Origin of the sequence: Peribacillus sp. FSL M8-0224 (genome assembly GCF_038003055.1) — a bacterium.
Taxonomy (GTDB): Bacteria; Bacillota; Bacilli; order Bacillales; family DSM-1321; genus Peribacillus; species Peribacillus frigoritolerans.
Window position 1 is genome coordinate 3,747,797 of the sequence record NZ_JBBOOJ010000001.1, and the last position, 15,682, is coordinate 3,763,478.

Annotated in this window: 17 protein-coding genes; 3 read left to right on the top strand and 14 right to left on the bottom strand. The window is 43.8% G+C overall.

Annotated features, from left to right (window positions below):
* Nucleotides 1-49: 49 nt before the first annotated feature.
* On the bottom strand, nucleotides 50-556 hold the full coding sequence (locus MKX49_RS17965; protein ID WP_048682248.1) for a hypothetical protein: 507 nt from the start codon (nucleotides 554-556) through the stop codon (nucleotides 50-52).
* 123 nt (nucleotides 557-679) lie between these two features.
* Between MKX49_RS17965 and MKX49_RS17970 the strand changes: the two genes are divergently transcribed.
* Nucleotides 680-1,129, top strand: a complete 450-nt coding sequence (locus MKX49_RS17970) for a YtoQ family protein (RefSeq protein ID WP_340877200.1) — start codon at nucleotides 680-682, stop codon at nucleotides 1,127-1,129.
* Between the two features lie 132 nt (nucleotides 1,130-1,261).
* Here the strand turns inward: MKX49_RS17970 and MKX49_RS17975 are convergent, their stop codons facing one another.
* The 3 genes from MKX49_RS17975 to MKX49_RS17985 all read right to left on the bottom strand — a co-directional run bounded on the left by MKX49_RS17975 (nucleotide 1,262) and on the right by MKX49_RS17985 (nucleotide 3,923).
* The gene (locus MKX49_RS17975) at nucleotides 1,262-2,131 is read right to left on the bottom strand and encodes an AraC family transcriptional regulator (RefSeq protein ID WP_289350614.1); all 870 of its coding nucleotides are present in this window, start codon (nucleotides 2,129-2,131) and stop codon (nucleotides 1,262-1,264) included.
* Between the two features lie 115 nt (nucleotides 2,132-2,246).
* A complete protein-coding gene (locus MKX49_RS17980) occupies nucleotides 2,247-2,768 on the bottom strand; it encodes a DUF84 family protein (RefSeq protein ID WP_340877203.1) in 522 nt (173 codons plus the stop codon).
* A gap of 81 nt (nucleotides 2,769-2,849) precedes the next feature.
* Complete coding sequence (locus MKX49_RS17985; protein ID WP_053535952.1) at nucleotides 2,850-3,923, bottom strand: M42 family metallopeptidase; 1,074 nt, start codon at nucleotides 3,921-3,923, stop codon at nucleotides 2,850-2,852.
* Between the two features lie 176 nt (nucleotides 3,924-4,099).
* On the opposite strand from MKX49_RS17985, the gene MKX49_RS17990 reads away from it, so the two are divergent.
* Nucleotides 4,100-4,417, top strand: coding sequence for a PepSY domain-containing protein (locus MKX49_RS17990; RefSeq protein ID WP_076364628.1), 318 nt, complete (start codon nucleotides 4,100-4,102; stop codon nucleotides 4,415-4,417).
* Between the two features lie 50 nt (nucleotides 4,418-4,467).
* On the opposite strand, the gene MKX49_RS17995 is transcribed toward MKX49_RS17990, so the two are convergent.
* Nucleotides 4,468-5,313, bottom strand: coding sequence for a YtnP family quorum-quenching lactonase (locus MKX49_RS17995; RefSeq protein ID WP_340877205.1), 846 nt, complete (start codon nucleotides 5,311-5,313; stop codon nucleotides 4,468-4,470).
* Nucleotides 5,314-5,437: 124 nt separating this feature from the next.
* Nucleotides 5,438-6,076, bottom strand: a complete 639-nt coding sequence (trmB, locus tag MKX49_RS18000) for a tRNA (guanosine(46)-N7)-methyltransferase TrmB (protein ID WP_034309290.1) — start codon at nucleotides 6,074-6,076, stop codon at nucleotides 5,438-5,440.
* A gap of 242 nt (nucleotides 6,077-6,318) precedes the next feature.
* Between trmB and MKX49_RS18005 the strand changes: the two genes are divergently transcribed.
* Nucleotides 6,319-6,594: a YtzH-like family protein gene (locus MKX49_RS18005; protein WP_034309293.1), complete on the top strand. Its 276-nt coding sequence runs from the start codon at nucleotides 6,319-6,321 to the stop codon at nucleotides 6,592-6,594.
* On the opposite strand, the gene MKX49_RS18010 is transcribed toward MKX49_RS18005, so the two are convergent.
* The 8 genes from MKX49_RS18010 to MKX49_RS18045 all read right to left on the bottom strand — a co-directional run bounded on the left by MKX49_RS18010 (nucleotide 6,595) and on the right by MKX49_RS18045 (nucleotide 15,668).
* The gene (locus tag MKX49_RS18010; RefSeq protein WP_048682303.1) at nucleotides 6,595-7,377 is read right to left on the bottom strand and encodes a phosphotransferase family protein; all 783 of its coding nucleotides are present in this window, start codon (nucleotides 7,375-7,377) and stop codon (nucleotides 6,595-6,597) included. It abuts the gene before it with no gap.
* Between the two features lie 292 nt (nucleotides 7,378-7,669).
* Complete coding sequence (locus MKX49_RS18015; protein WP_340877206.1) at nucleotides 7,670-8,701, bottom strand: diacylglycerol/lipid kinase family protein; 1,032 nt, start codon at nucleotides 8,699-8,701, stop codon at nucleotides 7,670-7,672.
* Entirely contained in the window at nucleotides 8,613-9,620 is a 1,008-nt protein-coding gene (locus MKX49_RS18020; protein WP_340877207.1) for an NERD domain-containing protein, read from the bottom strand. Before MKX49_RS18020 ends, MKX49_RS18015 begins: the two co-directional genes overlap by 89 nt.
* A gap of 19 nt (nucleotides 9,621-9,639) precedes the next feature.
* A complete protein-coding gene (gene thpR / locus MKX49_RS18025) occupies nucleotides 9,640-10,248 on the bottom strand; it encodes an RNA 2',3'-cyclic phosphodiesterase (protein WP_340877208.1) in 609 nt (202 codons plus the stop codon).
* A gap of 183 nt (nucleotides 10,249-10,431) precedes the next feature.
* On the bottom strand, nucleotides 10,432-11,670 hold the full coding sequence (locus MKX49_RS18030) for an Nramp family divalent metal transporter (RefSeq protein ID WP_340877209.1): 1,239 nt from the start codon (nucleotides 11,668-11,670) through the stop codon (nucleotides 10,432-10,434).
* Between the two features lie 215 nt (nucleotides 11,671-11,885).
* Nucleotides 11,886-12,740, bottom strand: a complete 855-nt coding sequence (dat, locus tag MKX49_RS18035; protein ID WP_340877210.1) for a D-amino-acid transaminase — start codon at nucleotides 12,738-12,740, stop codon at nucleotides 11,886-11,888.
* Between the two features lie 21 nt (nucleotides 12,741-12,761).
* Complete coding sequence (pepV, locus tag MKX49_RS18040) at nucleotides 12,762-14,174, bottom strand: dipeptidase PepV (protein WP_034309301.1); 1,413 nt, start codon at nucleotides 14,172-14,174, stop codon at nucleotides 12,762-12,764.
* Nucleotides 14,175-14,330: 156 nt separating this feature from the next.
* On the bottom strand, nucleotides 14,331-15,668 hold the full coding sequence (locus MKX49_RS18045) for an MATE family efflux transporter (protein ID WP_340877211.1): 1,338 nt from the start codon (nucleotides 15,666-15,668) through the stop codon (nucleotides 14,331-14,333).
* Between the last annotated feature and the right edge of the window lie 14 nt (nucleotides 15,669-15,682).

Sequence of the window (15,682 nt, forward strand, 5' to 3'; positions counted from 1 at the left end):
CTCCGCGAATCAACCATTAATACGGATCGGTCGAAAGGCAGGGGTCAGCTTATTTCTGGGGCACGGATGAAACGATTTCCATCATTTGTTTTGCATCGGTTTTTAATTGGTCTTTATCCGTTTCCGTTGTCAGCTTCACCCCGCCGATCCCCACTGCAAGCTCATACTTTTCTTTCGGTATTTCTTTAATTGAAATAAAGCCGAATTTATCATCAGTTTGAAAAGAATGCAGCACTTCAAATTGATCCTCTTGTTCCTTAATCGCTAAATATAACACGGAGCTGTCTTCTTTTTCATTTGGATTGACAAATAATATATAAATCTGATCACCTTTTTGTAAAATCAAGTTATTATCATGTTCTTCCACTACTTTAAAATCCTTGGGCAGATGGACCTGAATTAGCCCTGCCTCTTGATTGGGCTGTTTTTCATCGTCACGAAAAGCCACTTCAGCAGCCTTCATTGCCTTTTCGGTTTGTCTCTCGATCCCTGAGCAGCCTACGATCAAACTGCTTATCAACAGGATAACAAGGAAATTCTTATTCGATAAAGCCATCGTCATTCCTCCAGCCGTCTCTTTTATTATCTTATGGATAATATTATCCTTATTTATGGAATTCATCCATTTTCTAAAAAACATGGTACAATGAAAGCAATTTTAATATCGAGGAGGAAAACAATGAAGTTAACCGTTTATCTTGCTGGGGAAATCCATTCAAATTGGAGAAGTGAGTTGAGAGATAAGGCCGCTGCACTGAAGCTTCCATTAGAATTCGTCGGCCCGATGGAAAATCATGAACGCTCCGATAATATTGGTGAAGATGTCCTCGGGGAACAGCCGAATCCTATCCTGAAGGATGCAGCCGCTTCCCAAATCAATAATTTGCGGACAGGTCTTTTGATGAAAAAAGCCGATCTTGTCGTCGCTCTGTTTGGCGAGAAATATAAGCAGTGGAATACTGCCATGGACGCAAGCACCGCCATTTCCCTGGGAAAACCGCTTATTTTGATTCGCCCGGAATCCCATCACCATGCCTTAAAGGAATTATCGGAAAAGGCGAGTGTCACGGTCGAATCCGTGAACCAGGCCATGAAGGTGCTTTCCTATATTTTTGAAGACGGGCTGTAAATCTCCCTGCCCTTATCAAGCACAAGAATGAAGGGCTGATCATTTCATATTTACAAATAAATAAGCTTGCAGGGGCAAATTAGATGCCTAACCCCCTGCAAGCGAATAACGAATGATTTTGATGGTTGAATACTATCCCTTTTTAATCGGAATCCAAATTTCGGAGTAATAGTCAGGGTTTGAAGCATCCGCATTGTCGTATACTTCCAATTCAGGAGTTCCGGCATGTTCATGACCGCTCGTAGGGAACCATTCGGAAAAAATCCGCTTCCAAGCTTGTTGCATGCTATCAGGCATAGGTCCGTGAACTTCAAATACAACCCACTTGGAAGCCGGTATCGTAAGGGTCGAAAACTCTTCAGGCACTTTCCCGGCATACTCTGCACCTATCCAATAATCCATCGTTTCAGTTTTTTCCACAGCCCGCTTATCGACACATACACCAAGCAAGCCATCTATTTGGCCATTGTTCAACTTCGCTAACCTATCTCCTGTTCCATTCGAATTGACTTTCTCCCACATCTTTGGAATCCCAATCAAATTCTCTTCATTAACCAAGGAAAACTCTTGCTTGATTCCAATCAATTGAAAGGAATCCCTTTCAAGGATATTGTATTTCATCGGTTTTGCCCCTTTCAGAATGACCTGTATCATCAGGCGTTCATAGAATTTCAGCTTCCCCATATACTTTCGCGCTTCGCTTGGAGAAACCCCATGCTGCCTTCGAAAAGCTTTTGAGAATGCCTCGGGGGTGTCATAGCCGTACTTGTAGGCTAAATCAATGACCTTGCCATTTGCGGATGATATCTCCTGTGCCGCTAAAGTCAGTCTTCGACGCCGGATATATTCACCAATGGAAATATCCGTTAAAATGGTGAAGGTCCGTTGAAAATGAAAAGCCGAAGCATTCGCCTGCCTGGAAATGCTCTCGATCGTAAGGTCCTCCAATAAGTGCTCTTCGATATAGTCGATGGCCTTTTGGATTGACTCTACCCACCCCATATCCGCTCACCCCCTGTCACTATAGTAGCAAGACCGCTCAATAAAACCCTGTCTTATTCTGCTCAGTTTTGGCAGTGTTCGTTTCCATTCGAAGACGCCTTTCCATGACAGTGATTCATAAATCGTGCTTTCCCATTTTCAGCTTATATTCGTGTTGACCGGCTAGCATCCTCATGATATGAAGGAACATTTCGCCCCTGGTGATTCGCTCATTTGTAAATACGCCGATCGCCCCTTCCTTTTTGCTAATATTCTCTTGCTTTGTGAAGGCGTCCATCACCAGGCCCAACTCTTCACCCTCCAGCACCTTCCCGGCAACGATTCCCGGAACCGGGATTCTCGCTCCGGCAGCTACAAAGACCTCACCGTCCCTCGTGGCCATTGCGCCCCAATTACACAGAAACAGGGCTTGTCCCATTTTCACGACACCGCCTTCAAGTCCGATGCCCATATCGGCATCACTGTGAATCAAGCAATTCCGGGCACGTGTCATGGCCCCCTCCATCGTTTCCTCGTCTGAAAAAGGCTGTTCCGGAACCCCGCTCCCCACTTGAAGCGAAATGATTTCAGCATCTTCATATACACCAAGCACGGCACTTACTTTCGCCGGATTCTTACTTCCTACTGCTATTTTCAATATAATTACCTTCCTTCTATGTAAAAAAAAGCTGATGGAAAAGGATTATGACAGCATCCCTTTCCATTTCAGCTTCCTCCATCAACCGTTTTTTATCAAGGTCTCGAATGTCGTTTTATCACAGGAACGAACCAATTTCCCTATCAGTTCACGGGCAGCGGCATAATCATCAATATGAATCATGGATGCATGTGTATGAATATAGCGGGAACAAATGCCAATCACCCCGCTTGGAATGCCTTCGTTTGCAATATGGACTTGCCCTGCATCCGTGCCGCCCTGGGAAACGAAATATTGATACGGAATCTCATTCGACTCGGCCGTATCAAGGATGAATTCCCTCATGCCGCGATGGGTAACCATCGAACGATCAAAAATGCGGAGCAGTGCCCCTTTTCCCAACTGGCCAAATTCACTTTTACTGCCGGACATATCGTTCGCCGGACTTGCATCCAAAGCAAAGAAAAGATCCGGTTTGATCATATGAGCTGCAGTTTGCGCACCCCGTAATCCCACTTCCTCCTGGACGGTTGCCCCGGAATATAAGACATTCGGCAGCGTTTCACCTTTTAAATCCTTTAACAATTCAATCGCAAGTCCGCAGCCATAACGATTATCCCACGCTTTTGCGAGGATTTTCTTCTCATTGGCCATCGGCGTGAATGGACAAATCGGTACAATCTGCTGACCGGGCTTAATACCGATTCTCTTCACATCTTCTTTATCATCCGCCCCAATATCAATCAGCATATTTTTGATATCCATTGGTTTTGAGCGTTGCGATTCATCAAGCAAATGGGGCGGAATCGAACCGATGACACCAATGACCGGACCGTTATCGGTTATGATCTCGACTCTTTGGGCCAAAAGCACTTGGCTCCACCAGCCTCCTAGGGTCTGAAAGCGAATCATTCCATTTTCAGTTACGGATGTGACCATGAATCCCACTTCATCCATGTGCCCGGCAACCAGGACGGTAGGCCCATCCTCATTGCCTCTTTTTACGCCAAATATTCCGCCAAGGCGATCTTGGACGATTTCATCCGAATACTTTTCCAACTCACTCTTCATGAAACTCCGAACTGCATGTTCATTTCCCGAGGCTCCCGGTAATTCCGTCAATGTTTTAAAAAGCTCCAAAGTCTCATGATTCATTTTTCTACCCCTAACTATGTATTGTTTCTTTCTATTTTACAAAACTTAGCATCATGTTACACTAGAAAGTTCTAATTTATCAGTTTATGGGTAAAATTTCAAATTATTAGTCAAATAAAGCGTTCTTCTGTATACTAGAAGAAGTGATTTTATAAAATGCAATGGAGGAGAAATCAATGAATTGGAAAACGTTTTTACTAGGTACTGCAGCCGGGTTTGCTGCTGGCTATGCAACAAAACAATTATTGGATCAATCAAGTAAACCTTCTCCCGATAAAGTCTTGGCCCAAGTGAAGGAAACAGTCAAAAAGGACGGAAATATATATGGCTCATGGATCTTGATGAAGCCGGAGAACTATACAAAAAACGATTTGGACTATGAAGTGTACAAAGGCGGGATCACCAGAAATACAGAGGGTAAACGCGAGCAATTCGAATTTGTTGCAGATGCCTCGACAGGAACGATATTGGAGCTTAATGCACAAAATGATTGAAACAAAAAAAGGAGGGCCGTCAAGATGACGTCCTCCTTTTGCTTTCCTTCTTAACGCTTCCGTTTCAATTCGGCTAGTATCTCCTTACCCGTTGCATCCCATTTGATGGCACAGTATTGGGCATCATGGTAAAAGCTATACCAGGACCCATTTTCCAGTCCGGATTTCATCCACTTTTCCTTCGCCTCGATGGAAGTCATGGGATAATCATCATAAGCGAGGACCCAGAGGACATTCGCATGCGCGTGCGTCGGCATGATATCTGCCATGTGGATCAATCTATCCCCGCCATCTTCCATGATGATGATCGCATGTCCATCACTATGCCCCCCGGTATGGATCATTTTAATGCCAGCCGTAATTTCCTGTTCCCCTTCAAAAGGACGTACAAGAGAAGCGACAGCCTCCCAGTTTTCTGCCCAATATGTACTTTTTGAACGAATATTCGGGTTTTTCATTTCCGCCCATTCCGTTTTGGTCGTGATGATTTCTGCACGCTCGAAAACAGGCACCCAAGTTTCACCTTCACGTTTCGTCAACCCGCAGGCATGATCGAAATGTAGATGGGTCATTAAAATGTAATCGATATCATTTGGCTGAATCCCAAGTCTGCCCAGATCTTCGACAAGATTGGATTCCTCCGTCACCCCAAAATTCCGTTTCTGCTTGTCATTCATCTTTCCATTGCCAATACCGGAATCTATAAGCATATTCAATCCATTGGCCTGCACCAAAATCGGATCCGTACGTAACTCGATTTGGTTATTTTCGTTAACGGGATACTTCTTGGACCAAAGCGGTTTCGGTACAACACCGAACATCGCACCGCCATCCAAGTGTGTCACACCGCCATTCAACCATGTTAATTTTATTTCCCCTATTTGCATCGTTTCCATTTTACCCCTCCTCTGCCTTTAGTTTAACACCCGCTTCCATATATTGAAATTGATAACAATCAAGTCATCCCGTAAATCATAAACAAAAAAACCAGATGCTGTGCACCTGGTTTCTGATCGTTGATTATTGGAACATTGCTTCCAATCGGTATATCCGATTGCCTTTACTCGAGAACTTTTCTTCATATTCAGTCATGATGTTGCCTTCAAAACTGCTGTTATGCAAATCAAGGCTTACAAATTTCAAGAGCATGCCGTATTCGGAAATACTTTTCAAGGAAGATTCGAATAACCCTTGATTATCCGTCTTGAAGTGAATCTCGCCTTTGTCCGGCAGGATGCCTTCATATACTTCGAGGAATGTCTTATATGTTAATCGACGTTTTGCATGACGTGATTTCGGCCATGGATCAGAGAAATTCAAGTAGACGCGATCCACGTCACCTTTTGCAAAATAGTCCCCTAAGTTCGCTGCGTCAACATTCAACAGCTTTAAATTTGGAACATCCGCTTCAATCAGCAAGTCCAATGCTGCGACAATGACGCTTCCATATACTTCAATTCCAATGAAATTCACATCAGGATGGGCCTTTGCCATTTCTGTGATGAAACGGCCTTTTCCCGTACCCACTTCAATATATAACGGATTATCGTTTCCGAAAACTTCATGCCATTTACCTTTATGGCTCACTGGCTGCTGAATTACATATTGTGGAAAATCATTCAAACGGTCTTCAGCCCAAGGTTTATTTCTTAAACGCATGATGACACCCCTATTTATAATATAATCGTTCAAACCATAACACGAGTGTATGGATTCCTGCAAGTTGATTTTTTCAGGAAACACCCACTGATCAAATAAAAAAACTGCCGGCCATCCAGGCGACAGTCACTGTAGTTTTCATGTATAAAACTTTCAGCAAAACACACCATAAATAAGTGAAGGGCAGGCGGGTACCACCTGGGAATCCCTTGAATCCATGTTTAAGAAAGGAGAGGTATTATATGCCGCTTTCCCATGAACACCAAATGTCACTATTGAAAGATATATTGACCAACCATCAAACAGACTGCTGCGGATCCGTTTCTGAATGTGAACAGGTTGAAAGGCTCGTCAAATCCTTAATGATCAATATGGAAATTGACAGCAATGTGAAAACGATACTGACGGAGATTTACGAATACAGTCAGACGGGCATCGGTACCGCCGATTTAGATGCACATATTTCAACCCACCAGAACGACCTGTCCCAGTGGGTGGATGATATAGATCAATTCTGATCAGCTGAACATCAATAACGCTTCCAGTTTTTGCAGTAATTCATTTCTTTCCTCGTACCGCTTCCTGCGATGATGCCATTGGATGGAAAGCACAAGTTGTGAAACCGTGTGCCATTTCATCCTCATCTCCAGGCCTGCGTCAAGCTTCTTGCCGTAACGGGCAAGCCATTGATTCCATTCTTCCCTTGGGACATATGAATACAGGAGTATGCCGAGGTCAATGGCCGGATCGCCTATGACCGCTCCGTCCCAATCAATCAGGAACAAACCGTCCGTTTCTGTCATGAGCCAATTATTGTGGTTCACATCACAATGACAGACGACTTTTTCGTCGCATTCAATCAACAGGAGATTGTTCTGTAAAAAATGGATGGCCTGTTTGATAATCGGAATGTCCGTAACATCCGAAGATAACCCGGTTTCTATGTCTGTAAGTATACTTTCAGGTCGTAAAGGGGATTTCCCAAGCCTTTTGAGCATGCTTAACAAAGGATCGGATTGATGAATTTTTTGAAGCAGCTTTGCGACTCTTATATTGTTCATTTCCTGCTGAGATAGCTCCCTGCCTTCCATCCAATGCTGGGCCGTAATTACATCCCCATTTTCCAGGCGTTTTGTCCACATTAACTTTGGAACAATGCCCTCAGCTGAAAGAACAGCTAAAAATGGCGATGAATTTCGTTTAAGGAAAAGCTTCTGCCCCTCTTTCTCGGCAATAAAGGCTTCTCCCGTAGCTCCTCCAGCAGGGGATATATCCCACTCCTGACCTAATAAATGTTCCAACTGGTTCACCTTCGATTTCCTCGCTTAATCATACAAATGTGGGTACGTTCACCTAGTGTATGTATTACCACTACTTTGAGTCCATGTTTTATAAAAAATCCGCCTGCTGGCGAAGCTGCATATATACTTGCATCGGGATGATACCCGCAATTAAAAACATCCTCATTTTAGAGAAATAAAAAAATAGCTATTGAGCAATTAAACAATAGCCATAAATTAAATTTTAGTTGAAAAACGGTTTCTTCGTCAAGTACTATAAAACGATTATACGCATAAAACAAAAACAAATAAATCATTTCATATTTTTGTGTCGGTTATCAGCCTGTAACATGACGCGCAATTTCTCTTTCAGAACCACTGCAGCTACTTCGTTCCTACCAACAATTTCCCCATCAGACTGGATTTTCACTGACCCTTCATTCTTCATTTTTATCATTTTACCGGAAAAAGAATCAACATTTTTAATGTTCAGGTGACCGCCCCATAAAACGGTGATGAAGACGGTCAATAATTTCAACAAAGGAATATCATGGACCGCAATCACGTTCAACCTGCCATCATCCAGCTTCGACATCGGTGAAATTTTCATCCCACCGCCAAAATAGGACTGGTTCGCAATAACGATGAACCAAACCTTTTTCAAAAGATGCCGGTCTCCATCAATGATCAATTCCATGCAGCCGGGCTTGTAAGTCACTATCTTTTTTATAAAAATGAACAGATAAATTAATTTACCCGCTCTGACAAAATTAAACCATTTTTTCAGAGGGGAACGCTCCGCTTCATCGGAAATTTCAGCATCAATGCCCATTCCCAGGCTGTTCACGAAATACCCCATCTTGCCATTCGTCTCGAACTGTCCGATATCAATGGCACTAAAGGCATTATCCTGAAATAAAGAAAGAGCTTCTTCCACACTCTCGGTTTTTTGAATGCCCCTTACATAATCATTACCGGATCCAGCCGCAAGGGAGCCGATGATAGCGTGGGGGAAACCTATGGCGCCATTTATCATTTCATTGATCGTGCCATCTCCCCCGACAGCGATCATCCGGGTATCCTGCTTAGTCCCTGATAGGATCTCCTTCGTCAATCTTAGCGCATGCCCCTTTTCCCGTGTAAAAAACACCTCATGGGGAACAGCTTTTGATTGCAGTATTTTCTCGGCTTTTTTCCAAACCTTCAAACTCTCTCCATTTCCTGCCATTGGATTGACAATGAAATACACCGTTTCTTTAAGGTGCGGCATGCTGATTTCCATCCGTTTGGTTATACTCCGCTTCCCATTCAGGTCGCAGGCTGGATGTAGTTTGGCAATATTCAAGCAGAGCCTGTGCCCCTTTTAACTGCTGTGCCTTGAGCGGAGACGATATGGCCCGCATCCTTTCGAACCATTCTGGGAAGGTCCGTTTATCCAATATCGTAATATCATAAGGGGCTTCGGGATAATCGACATATCCATTCCGGGATAAAATCACCTTTTTAATCGGCATGTTCACTCCATATAGCTCAAATAACTGGGAGACGATGTTCGTCATCCGATTTGCACCAAGCAAAGGATTGAGCACTTTTTTGTCAGGATGCTTATGATGCCTGCGGACCCAGAATCGTTCACTTGACCCGATGAAAGCAGCGTCTTCTTCCGCTTCCAGAAACGTGATGCACCAAGCATCAACCGGGGTCAATAAAATGACTTCGACTTCAACAGGCGCATTTTTCAAAAGAAAGATAGGTTTATATAATACAAGAAACGTATCCGGAAAACGCTGCAGAAAAAAGCGGAGCCTCTCATCCAAAAAGAATGATTGGTCCACAAATGACTTTTCACGAAGCGTCGAACTCCCCCATTTCATTTGAAAACGAAGCAATTGATTTAAAAAATTTTGCTTTAATTCATCGAGACTGGCTGGCCGGAACGGAAATCTTAATGAAAAAACATTAGGATCTTCAATCTGTTTCGGCATTGGCAGTTCTTCCGCCTCTGACTCCTGTTTACCTGTCCGGCGGAATATGTCTTTCACCTTTTTAAACAGGCGCTTCGAATCTTCCTGAGGCGGATCAAGTTTGACCTGTGTTTTACTTTCAGTATGTTCGCTATACAACCGATCTAGCTCACCCGCATTATAAGCAGCCTTCAATCTATCCCATTGCTGTTTTTTCAACCGTGCAAATTGTGTAGGATAACGATAAATATCCTGCTCATACCGGGAAATATAATCTTGCATCTTTATGAGCTGTGCCATTCGACCACCACCCATCTCTCTATTTTTGGAGGTTTATCGTGAAAATCTTCTCGTATGAAGGGGAAGCTCCAAGATGTGTTTGATATAACGCAACTTGATCTGCTTCAAAATGCATATCCTGCACATTCGCCATCTGGCGAACGCCCTCCAGCGAAAAGGGATTATCCCCCTCGAATTTTCTTGCCAGTGTAATATGAGGCTTAAACGGCTTCTTATCAAGTTCAAAACCCGCTTCGATACAGGAATTATAGACTTTCCTTTGAATGGCAAAAAGCCTTTCTTGCTGCTTGACGCCTGCCCATAGAATCCTTGGACTGTCACTCTTGCCGAAACCGCCAATATCGCCGAGTTCCAAGCCGAATGAAGCCTCATTGGCAAGCACGCTTCCCACACGCCCCACAGCATCCTCTTTCAATGTATCGGGAGCATTCCCCAAAAATGCCATCGTAATATGATAATCGGCTGGATGCAGCCATTTCTTAAATGGAAAGCCTGGCTTTAGTTGTTCCGTAACAGCATTTAAATAGGCCTTAATATCATCAGGCAATACTAAAGCAAAGAAAAAATGAGTATTCATGTTCATTTCCATTCCTTCCTGTTTTCCCTTTAATTTTACCATAATTCCCATTGCCTATACCCTTTCTTGGGCCTCCTAATCCCCACAGGAATATTCCCCAATCTACCATACTATGAAAAAAGCCCATGACGGATCATACGCAGTTCCTGGATGTATTTTTTTCAGCTGTGGGTCGATTATAGAAAAATACAGCAAAAAAGGACCAAAAATCGGTCCTCCCCTGCCATTTCCATGTTAGCTGAACAGTGTTTCGTAAAGCAGGAACAAGTTCAGTCCAATGATAAGTACAGCTATAAGCCAAGCGGCGCCCGAGGTGATTTTATGGTTGACCAGGCTGCCCATGATTTTTTTATTACTTGTAAACATGATCAATGGCACTAAGGCAAACGCGATGCCAAACGAGAGGACAACTTGGCTCATCACAAGCGCTTTGGATGGATTCACTCCCCATAATATTATGAGCAGGGGCGGGACGGTAGTAATGACCCTTCTTAAATAAATCGGAATATGTCTTTTAATGAATCCTTGCATGACAACATCACCTGTCATTACACCAACGGATGAGCTCGATAAACCGGCAAATAATAATCCTATTCCAAAGAACATCGCGACTGATGGTCCAAGCATGGCCCCGAATTGTTGATAGGCAACATCCAAGTCCTCCACTAGTGCTCCATTCTTATGAAATAGGGCAGCTGAAACGATGACCATGGCGGCATTGATCGCACCTGCAATCAGCATGGCGATGACAATGTCAATTAGCTCAAAACGATAAATCCTTTTTCTTTCCAAATCATTTACTCCGACTATCCTTCTTTGAGTCAAAGAGGAATGAAGGTATATCGCATGTGGCATAACGGTGGCTCCAAGCATACCGGCCGATAGTAAAATGCTGTCCACTCCGTCGAATTTCGGAGTGAAGAGTCCTAAAACAACGGCTGAAGTGTCAGGTTTTGCATAAAAAACTTGAGCGCCAAAAGCTATCACAACGACAAATATCATGACCGTGATCAGGGCTTCGAATGTCCGGTAACCCCTGCGCTGGATTTCCAGAATGGCAAAGGAACCAATCGCTGCAATGATTGCCGATGTGATTAACGGTAAGTCAAATAGTAAATAAATCCCTAGTGCGGCTCCTATGAATTCAGCTAGGTCGGTTGCCATTATAACGGCTTCAGCCTGAATCCATAATAAGAAAGATGTTTTTTTCGAAAATTTTTCCCTGCATAGCTCCGGAAGGTTCTTTCCAGTGGCAATCCCCAATTTAGCTGATAGTGATTGGATTAGCACAGCCATTAAATTGGATGCGAAGATAACCCATAATAGCGTATAGCCATATTTTGATCCGGCTGTAATATTGGTCGCATAATTCCCTGGATCAATATAGGCCACAGCTGCTATGAAGGCAGGCCCTAGATAGGGAAGCAGTTTTTTTATTCCTCTCGAAGAAGATTGATGCAACACGTCGGACATATCTATTTCTACTCCTTTTTACACGCAACTCAAATTGTTGCAATAGGTAAACTTTTTAGGTTATTAGCAAGTATATTCCTGGTTTTTTAAAATGTCAAAAGAGAGGATTGCATATCGATGTAATTAACGTGATCGGGAATTCGGGGAAGGCCATCTCGCTTCCGGCTACACAGATAAAAAAACCCCCTTGCCATTAGTGGCAAAGGGGCATTCCTCTATTTAACGGAACCGCATTGCTTCTCGATTTCCTCGGAAAACAGTTTCTGCAGTCTTTGAGTTATCGGACCGGGTTCCCCGGCTGCAATCGATTGGCCATCGATATTAATGATGGGTGTCACTTCGACGCTAGTGCTTGTATAAAGAACTTCATCGGCTGCCATCATGTCCTCGACCGTGAAGGCTTCTTCGACATAGGGAATCCCATGATCAGCGCAAAGCTTCAGCATCACCTGACGGGTAATTCCATTCAGGATCAAGTTTGTGGCCGGATGCGTTTTAAGTTGACCATCCACCACGATTGAGACATTTGATGAACTTCCCTCCGTCACCGTACCATCACGATGCTGGATCGCTTCATCACAGCCGGCTTCCACAGCTTGCTGTTTAGCCATTATATTTCCCAGTAGATTTAAACTCTTGATATTACAGCGCAGCCAGCGTATATCGTCGGTGGTAACAGCATTGACCCCTGGCTTCATTTTGCCTGTATAAGGCATTTCCTTTGTATAGGCGACAAAGACCGGTTCCACCTCTGCAGTTGGAAAAGAGTGTGTACGCGCAGATACTCCTCTTGTCAGCTGCATATAGACGATACCGTCCTTCAGTTGATTTTCAGCGATCAGCTCTTTCATGCGGGTTTTGATTTCCGCTATGGTAAAGGGAACTTTCATCTGAATCAACTTCGCACTGTCGATCAGCCGGTTCAGATGCATATCCTCCGTAAATAATTCGCCATTATAAACCCGAATGACTTCATAGACGCCATCACCGAATTGATATCCCCGGTCTTCAATATCTACCTTTACTTCGGACCTGCTTTTAAGGTCGCCGTTAAAAATGATTTTTCCCATGTCTTTCTCCCTCTTTGCCTCTTATTTAGCCAATTCATGAATGGCACGTGCATAAATGGACGTAGCCTTAAGCATATCCTCAATATCAATATATTCATCTTTCTGATGCGCAATGTCTTCGCTGCCTGGGAAAAGCGGTCCAAATGCAACGCCTTCTTTCAATGAACGGGCATATGTGCCGCCGCCAATCGAAAGAAGCTCGGCTTTATCACCTGTCTCCGCTTCATACACTTCCTGCAACGTCTTGATCAAGAAGCTTTCACTGTCCACATAATGCGGAGTTGAATGCGAATTGGTCTTCACTTTCAAATTATATGCCGCAAGCCTTTCTTCCAGCGCCGCCTTTTGCTGTTCCCACTCAAACGTGACCGGATAACGCATGCTGAAACCGATCGAGCTGTCGCCTTGTTTAGAATAATTGAAAACGCCGGCATTGATCGTCAATTCTCCTGTTTGCTCATCCGAATACGCCACACCTAAATTATTTCCGCGGGAATCTTCGAACAAACGATCCTTGATGAAAGTGAAGTAGGCTTTCGCATGCGGATCAAGAGTGAGATCAGCTAAAAATACGGCTAAATGCAGACCTGCATTTCTTCCGTTGTTCGGCTCCATCGCGTGTGCCGAAACACCATTCATTTCAAGCAGCACTTGATTTTTTTGCGGAACGGCTTGCCCCTCCAATGAGTACTTTTGCAAATAATCCTGATAGTTTGCAGCCACTTCAGCAGTGTTGTCCGTTTCCACAATAGCCGTCGCAAAATCCGGTACCATATTCGTCCTTCGACCTGAAGAAAACTCGATGACATTCACGTCTGAGTTCGTGCCATTTCCTGCATCGGCAGGATGGATAACCGAGAAATCCCAGATTCCTTTTTCCGCACTGATGATCGGGAAGTCAGCATCTGGTGCGAAGCCGATCGAAGGCATTTCCTCCACTTCAAAGTACCGGTCAACGCAGCGCCAATTCGATTCTTCATCGGTTCCAATGATCATCCTTACACGTTTGTTCAAAGGTTCTCCTAGCTCCCGGACCAGCTTCATCGCATGATAGGCAGCCATAGTCGGCCCTTTATCATCGATTGCCCCACGGGCATATATGCGGCCATTGCGGATTTCAGCTCCAAACGGATCCGAACTCCAGCCATCTCCCTCTGGTACCACGTCGACATGGCATAAAATCCCGATTAACTCCTCGCCTTCCCCCATTTCGATATGACCAGCGACATTATCGACATTTTTCACAGTAAAACCGTCTTTTTCGCCTAATTGAAGCATGAAATCAAGCGCTTCCTTCACCCCTTTACCGAGTGGGGCCTCCTCTGTCGGGTGTTCTTCATCAAGTACACTTTTTATTTTCAATAAGTTTTGTGTGTCCAGTAATAAGTCCATTTTCCGTTTTTCAACTTCTTCTCGCCAATTCAATTCACTCAAAATATGACAACTCCTCTTTTATATATATTTTTCATTTTATCACTTTTACTACCACATTCGCCAAGCCTTGCTACCTATTCTTCGTATTCCCGAATTATTACTAACATCAAACTACCGATAAAATTCCTTACAAAAATAAAAAAACACCCTCTTTTATTAAAAAGAGGATGATTTCATTAGACTATCGTCATTCATTAACACTGTTACTTTTCTGTTCAGTCTTGGAATATATAATGCTAAAAACAAAGAACGTCCTAAACTGAAAGCCAGGAATGCAAGCCATAAACCATGATTGCCATGATTGCTGACTGCTGCGTATTGGACTATTAAAAAAGCCATCAGAGCCAGAAGCATAGAGTTCCTTACTGGAACGGCTTCAGTCGCACCGGTAAACACTCCATAAAAAATGAGTCCGATAAAGGCACTGAATGGGAATAGGACTATCCAAAGTCCATATTCATGGGCCAATTCGATGACGCCGGGAATATCCGTGAATAAGAGAATGACCTCATCGCTGAAAAGATAGTAAGATGCGGCAAGTATGAACGAGGCATACAAGCCCCACCGCGCCGATAGTGAGAGTGTTTTTTTATAAAGGTTTATATCTCTCGAACCAATCGCCTTCCCGACCAGAAGACTTGACGCGTTCGCGAAGCCATCAAAGCAATAGGCCATCAGGTAATGGATTTGAATGAGTACGGCATTGGCCGCCAGGGTCTCTGTCCCGAAAGTCGCTCCCTTGGCCGTAAAAAGATTGAAAACCGTGATCAGGCAAATGGTCCTGATGAATAAATCCCTGTTGACCACCATCATTTTTTTCAGGGAAGCCCGATCGAACCCCTCCCGGATTGAAAAAGAATCCGGTACGTTAACCGCTTTCCGGATGACCCACAAGCCCAGTAAAAAAGCGGAAATCTCTGATATCAGTGTAGCGGCAGCAACCCCTGATACAGACCATGAAAAGCCATTAACGAAAACGAGGCATAAGATTATATTCATCACGTTCATGAAAACTTGAATGAACAAAGACGTTTTTATCCTCGATTTCCCCATTAACCAGCCTAAGATGACATAATTCAATAGAGCAAATGGTGCGCCCCATATCCTGATGCCGAAATAATCTGCGGCAAAGGCGGAAACATCCGATTCCGGACCGATTGCGCCTAACGATACATTCAAAATGGGCTTTTGGATCACGATAAAAAGCAGACCGATGATCGCTGCAATGAAAAAAGGCCGAATCAAGGCCATCAGGGTTTGCTTTTCATCCCTTGCCCCTTCCGCTTGTGCAGCGAAAGCAGATGTACTGACCCGAAGAAAACCAAAAAGCCAATACATCGTATTAAAAATTATGGTTCCGACAGCCACACCGCCAATATAAGCGGGATCACTCAACTTTCCAACCACAGCCGTATCGACCGCACCGAGCAAGGGCGTACTCATCGTCGAAATCGTAAGCGGGATGGCCAAGGAAAGATATACTCTGTTATTCATAAAATGATGACCTC

Coding starts and splice junctions, on each gene's coding strand:
- MKX49_RS18005 (WP_034309293.1), top strand. CDS start 6,319: ATGCCGCTTTCCCATGAACACCAAATGTCACTATTGAAAGATATATTG.
- MKX49_RS18030 (WP_340877209.1), bottom strand. CDS start 11,670: ATGTCCGACGTGTTGCATCAATCTTCTTCGAGAGGAATAAAAAAACTG.
- MKX49_RS17985 (WP_053535952.1), bottom strand. CDS start 3,923: ATGAATCATGAGACTTTGGAGCTTTTTAAAACATTGACGGAATTACCG.
- MKX49_RS17965 (WP_048682248.1), bottom strand. CDS start 556: ATGGCTTTATCGAATAAGAATTTCCTTGTTATCCTGTTGATAAGCAGT.
- MKX49_RS17990 (WP_076364628.1), top strand. CDS start 4,100: ATGAATTGGAAAACGTTTTTACTAGGTACTGCAGCCGGGTTTGCTGCT.
- MKX49_RS17995 (WP_340877205.1), bottom strand. CDS start 5,313: ATGGAAACGATGCAAATAGGGGAAATAAAATTAACATGGTTGAATGGC.
- MKX49_RS18045 (WP_340877211.1), bottom strand. CDS start 15,668: ATGAATAACAGAGTATATCTTTCCTTGGCCATCCCGCTTACGATTTCG.
- MKX49_RS18020 (WP_340877207.1), bottom strand. CDS start 9,620: ATGGCACAGCTCATAAAGATGCAAGATTATATTTCCCGGTATGAGCAG.
- MKX49_RS17970 (WP_340877200.1), top strand. CDS start 680: ATGAAGTTAACCGTTTATCTTGCTGGGGAAATCCATTCAAATTGGAGA.
- MKX49_RS17975 (WP_289350614.1), bottom strand. CDS start 2,131: ATGGGGTGGGTAGAGTCAATCCAAAAGGCCATCGACTATATCGAAGAG.
- trmB (WP_034309290.1), bottom strand. CDS start 6,076: ATGCGTTTAAGAAATAAACCTTGGGCTGAAGACCGTTTGAATGATTTT.
- thpR (WP_340877208.1), bottom strand. CDS start 10,248: ATGGGAATTATGGTAAAATTAAAGGGAAAACAGGAAGGAATGGAAATG.
- dat (WP_340877210.1), bottom strand. CDS start 12,740: ATGGGAAAAATCATTTTTAACGGCGACCTTAAAAGCAGGTCCGAAGTA.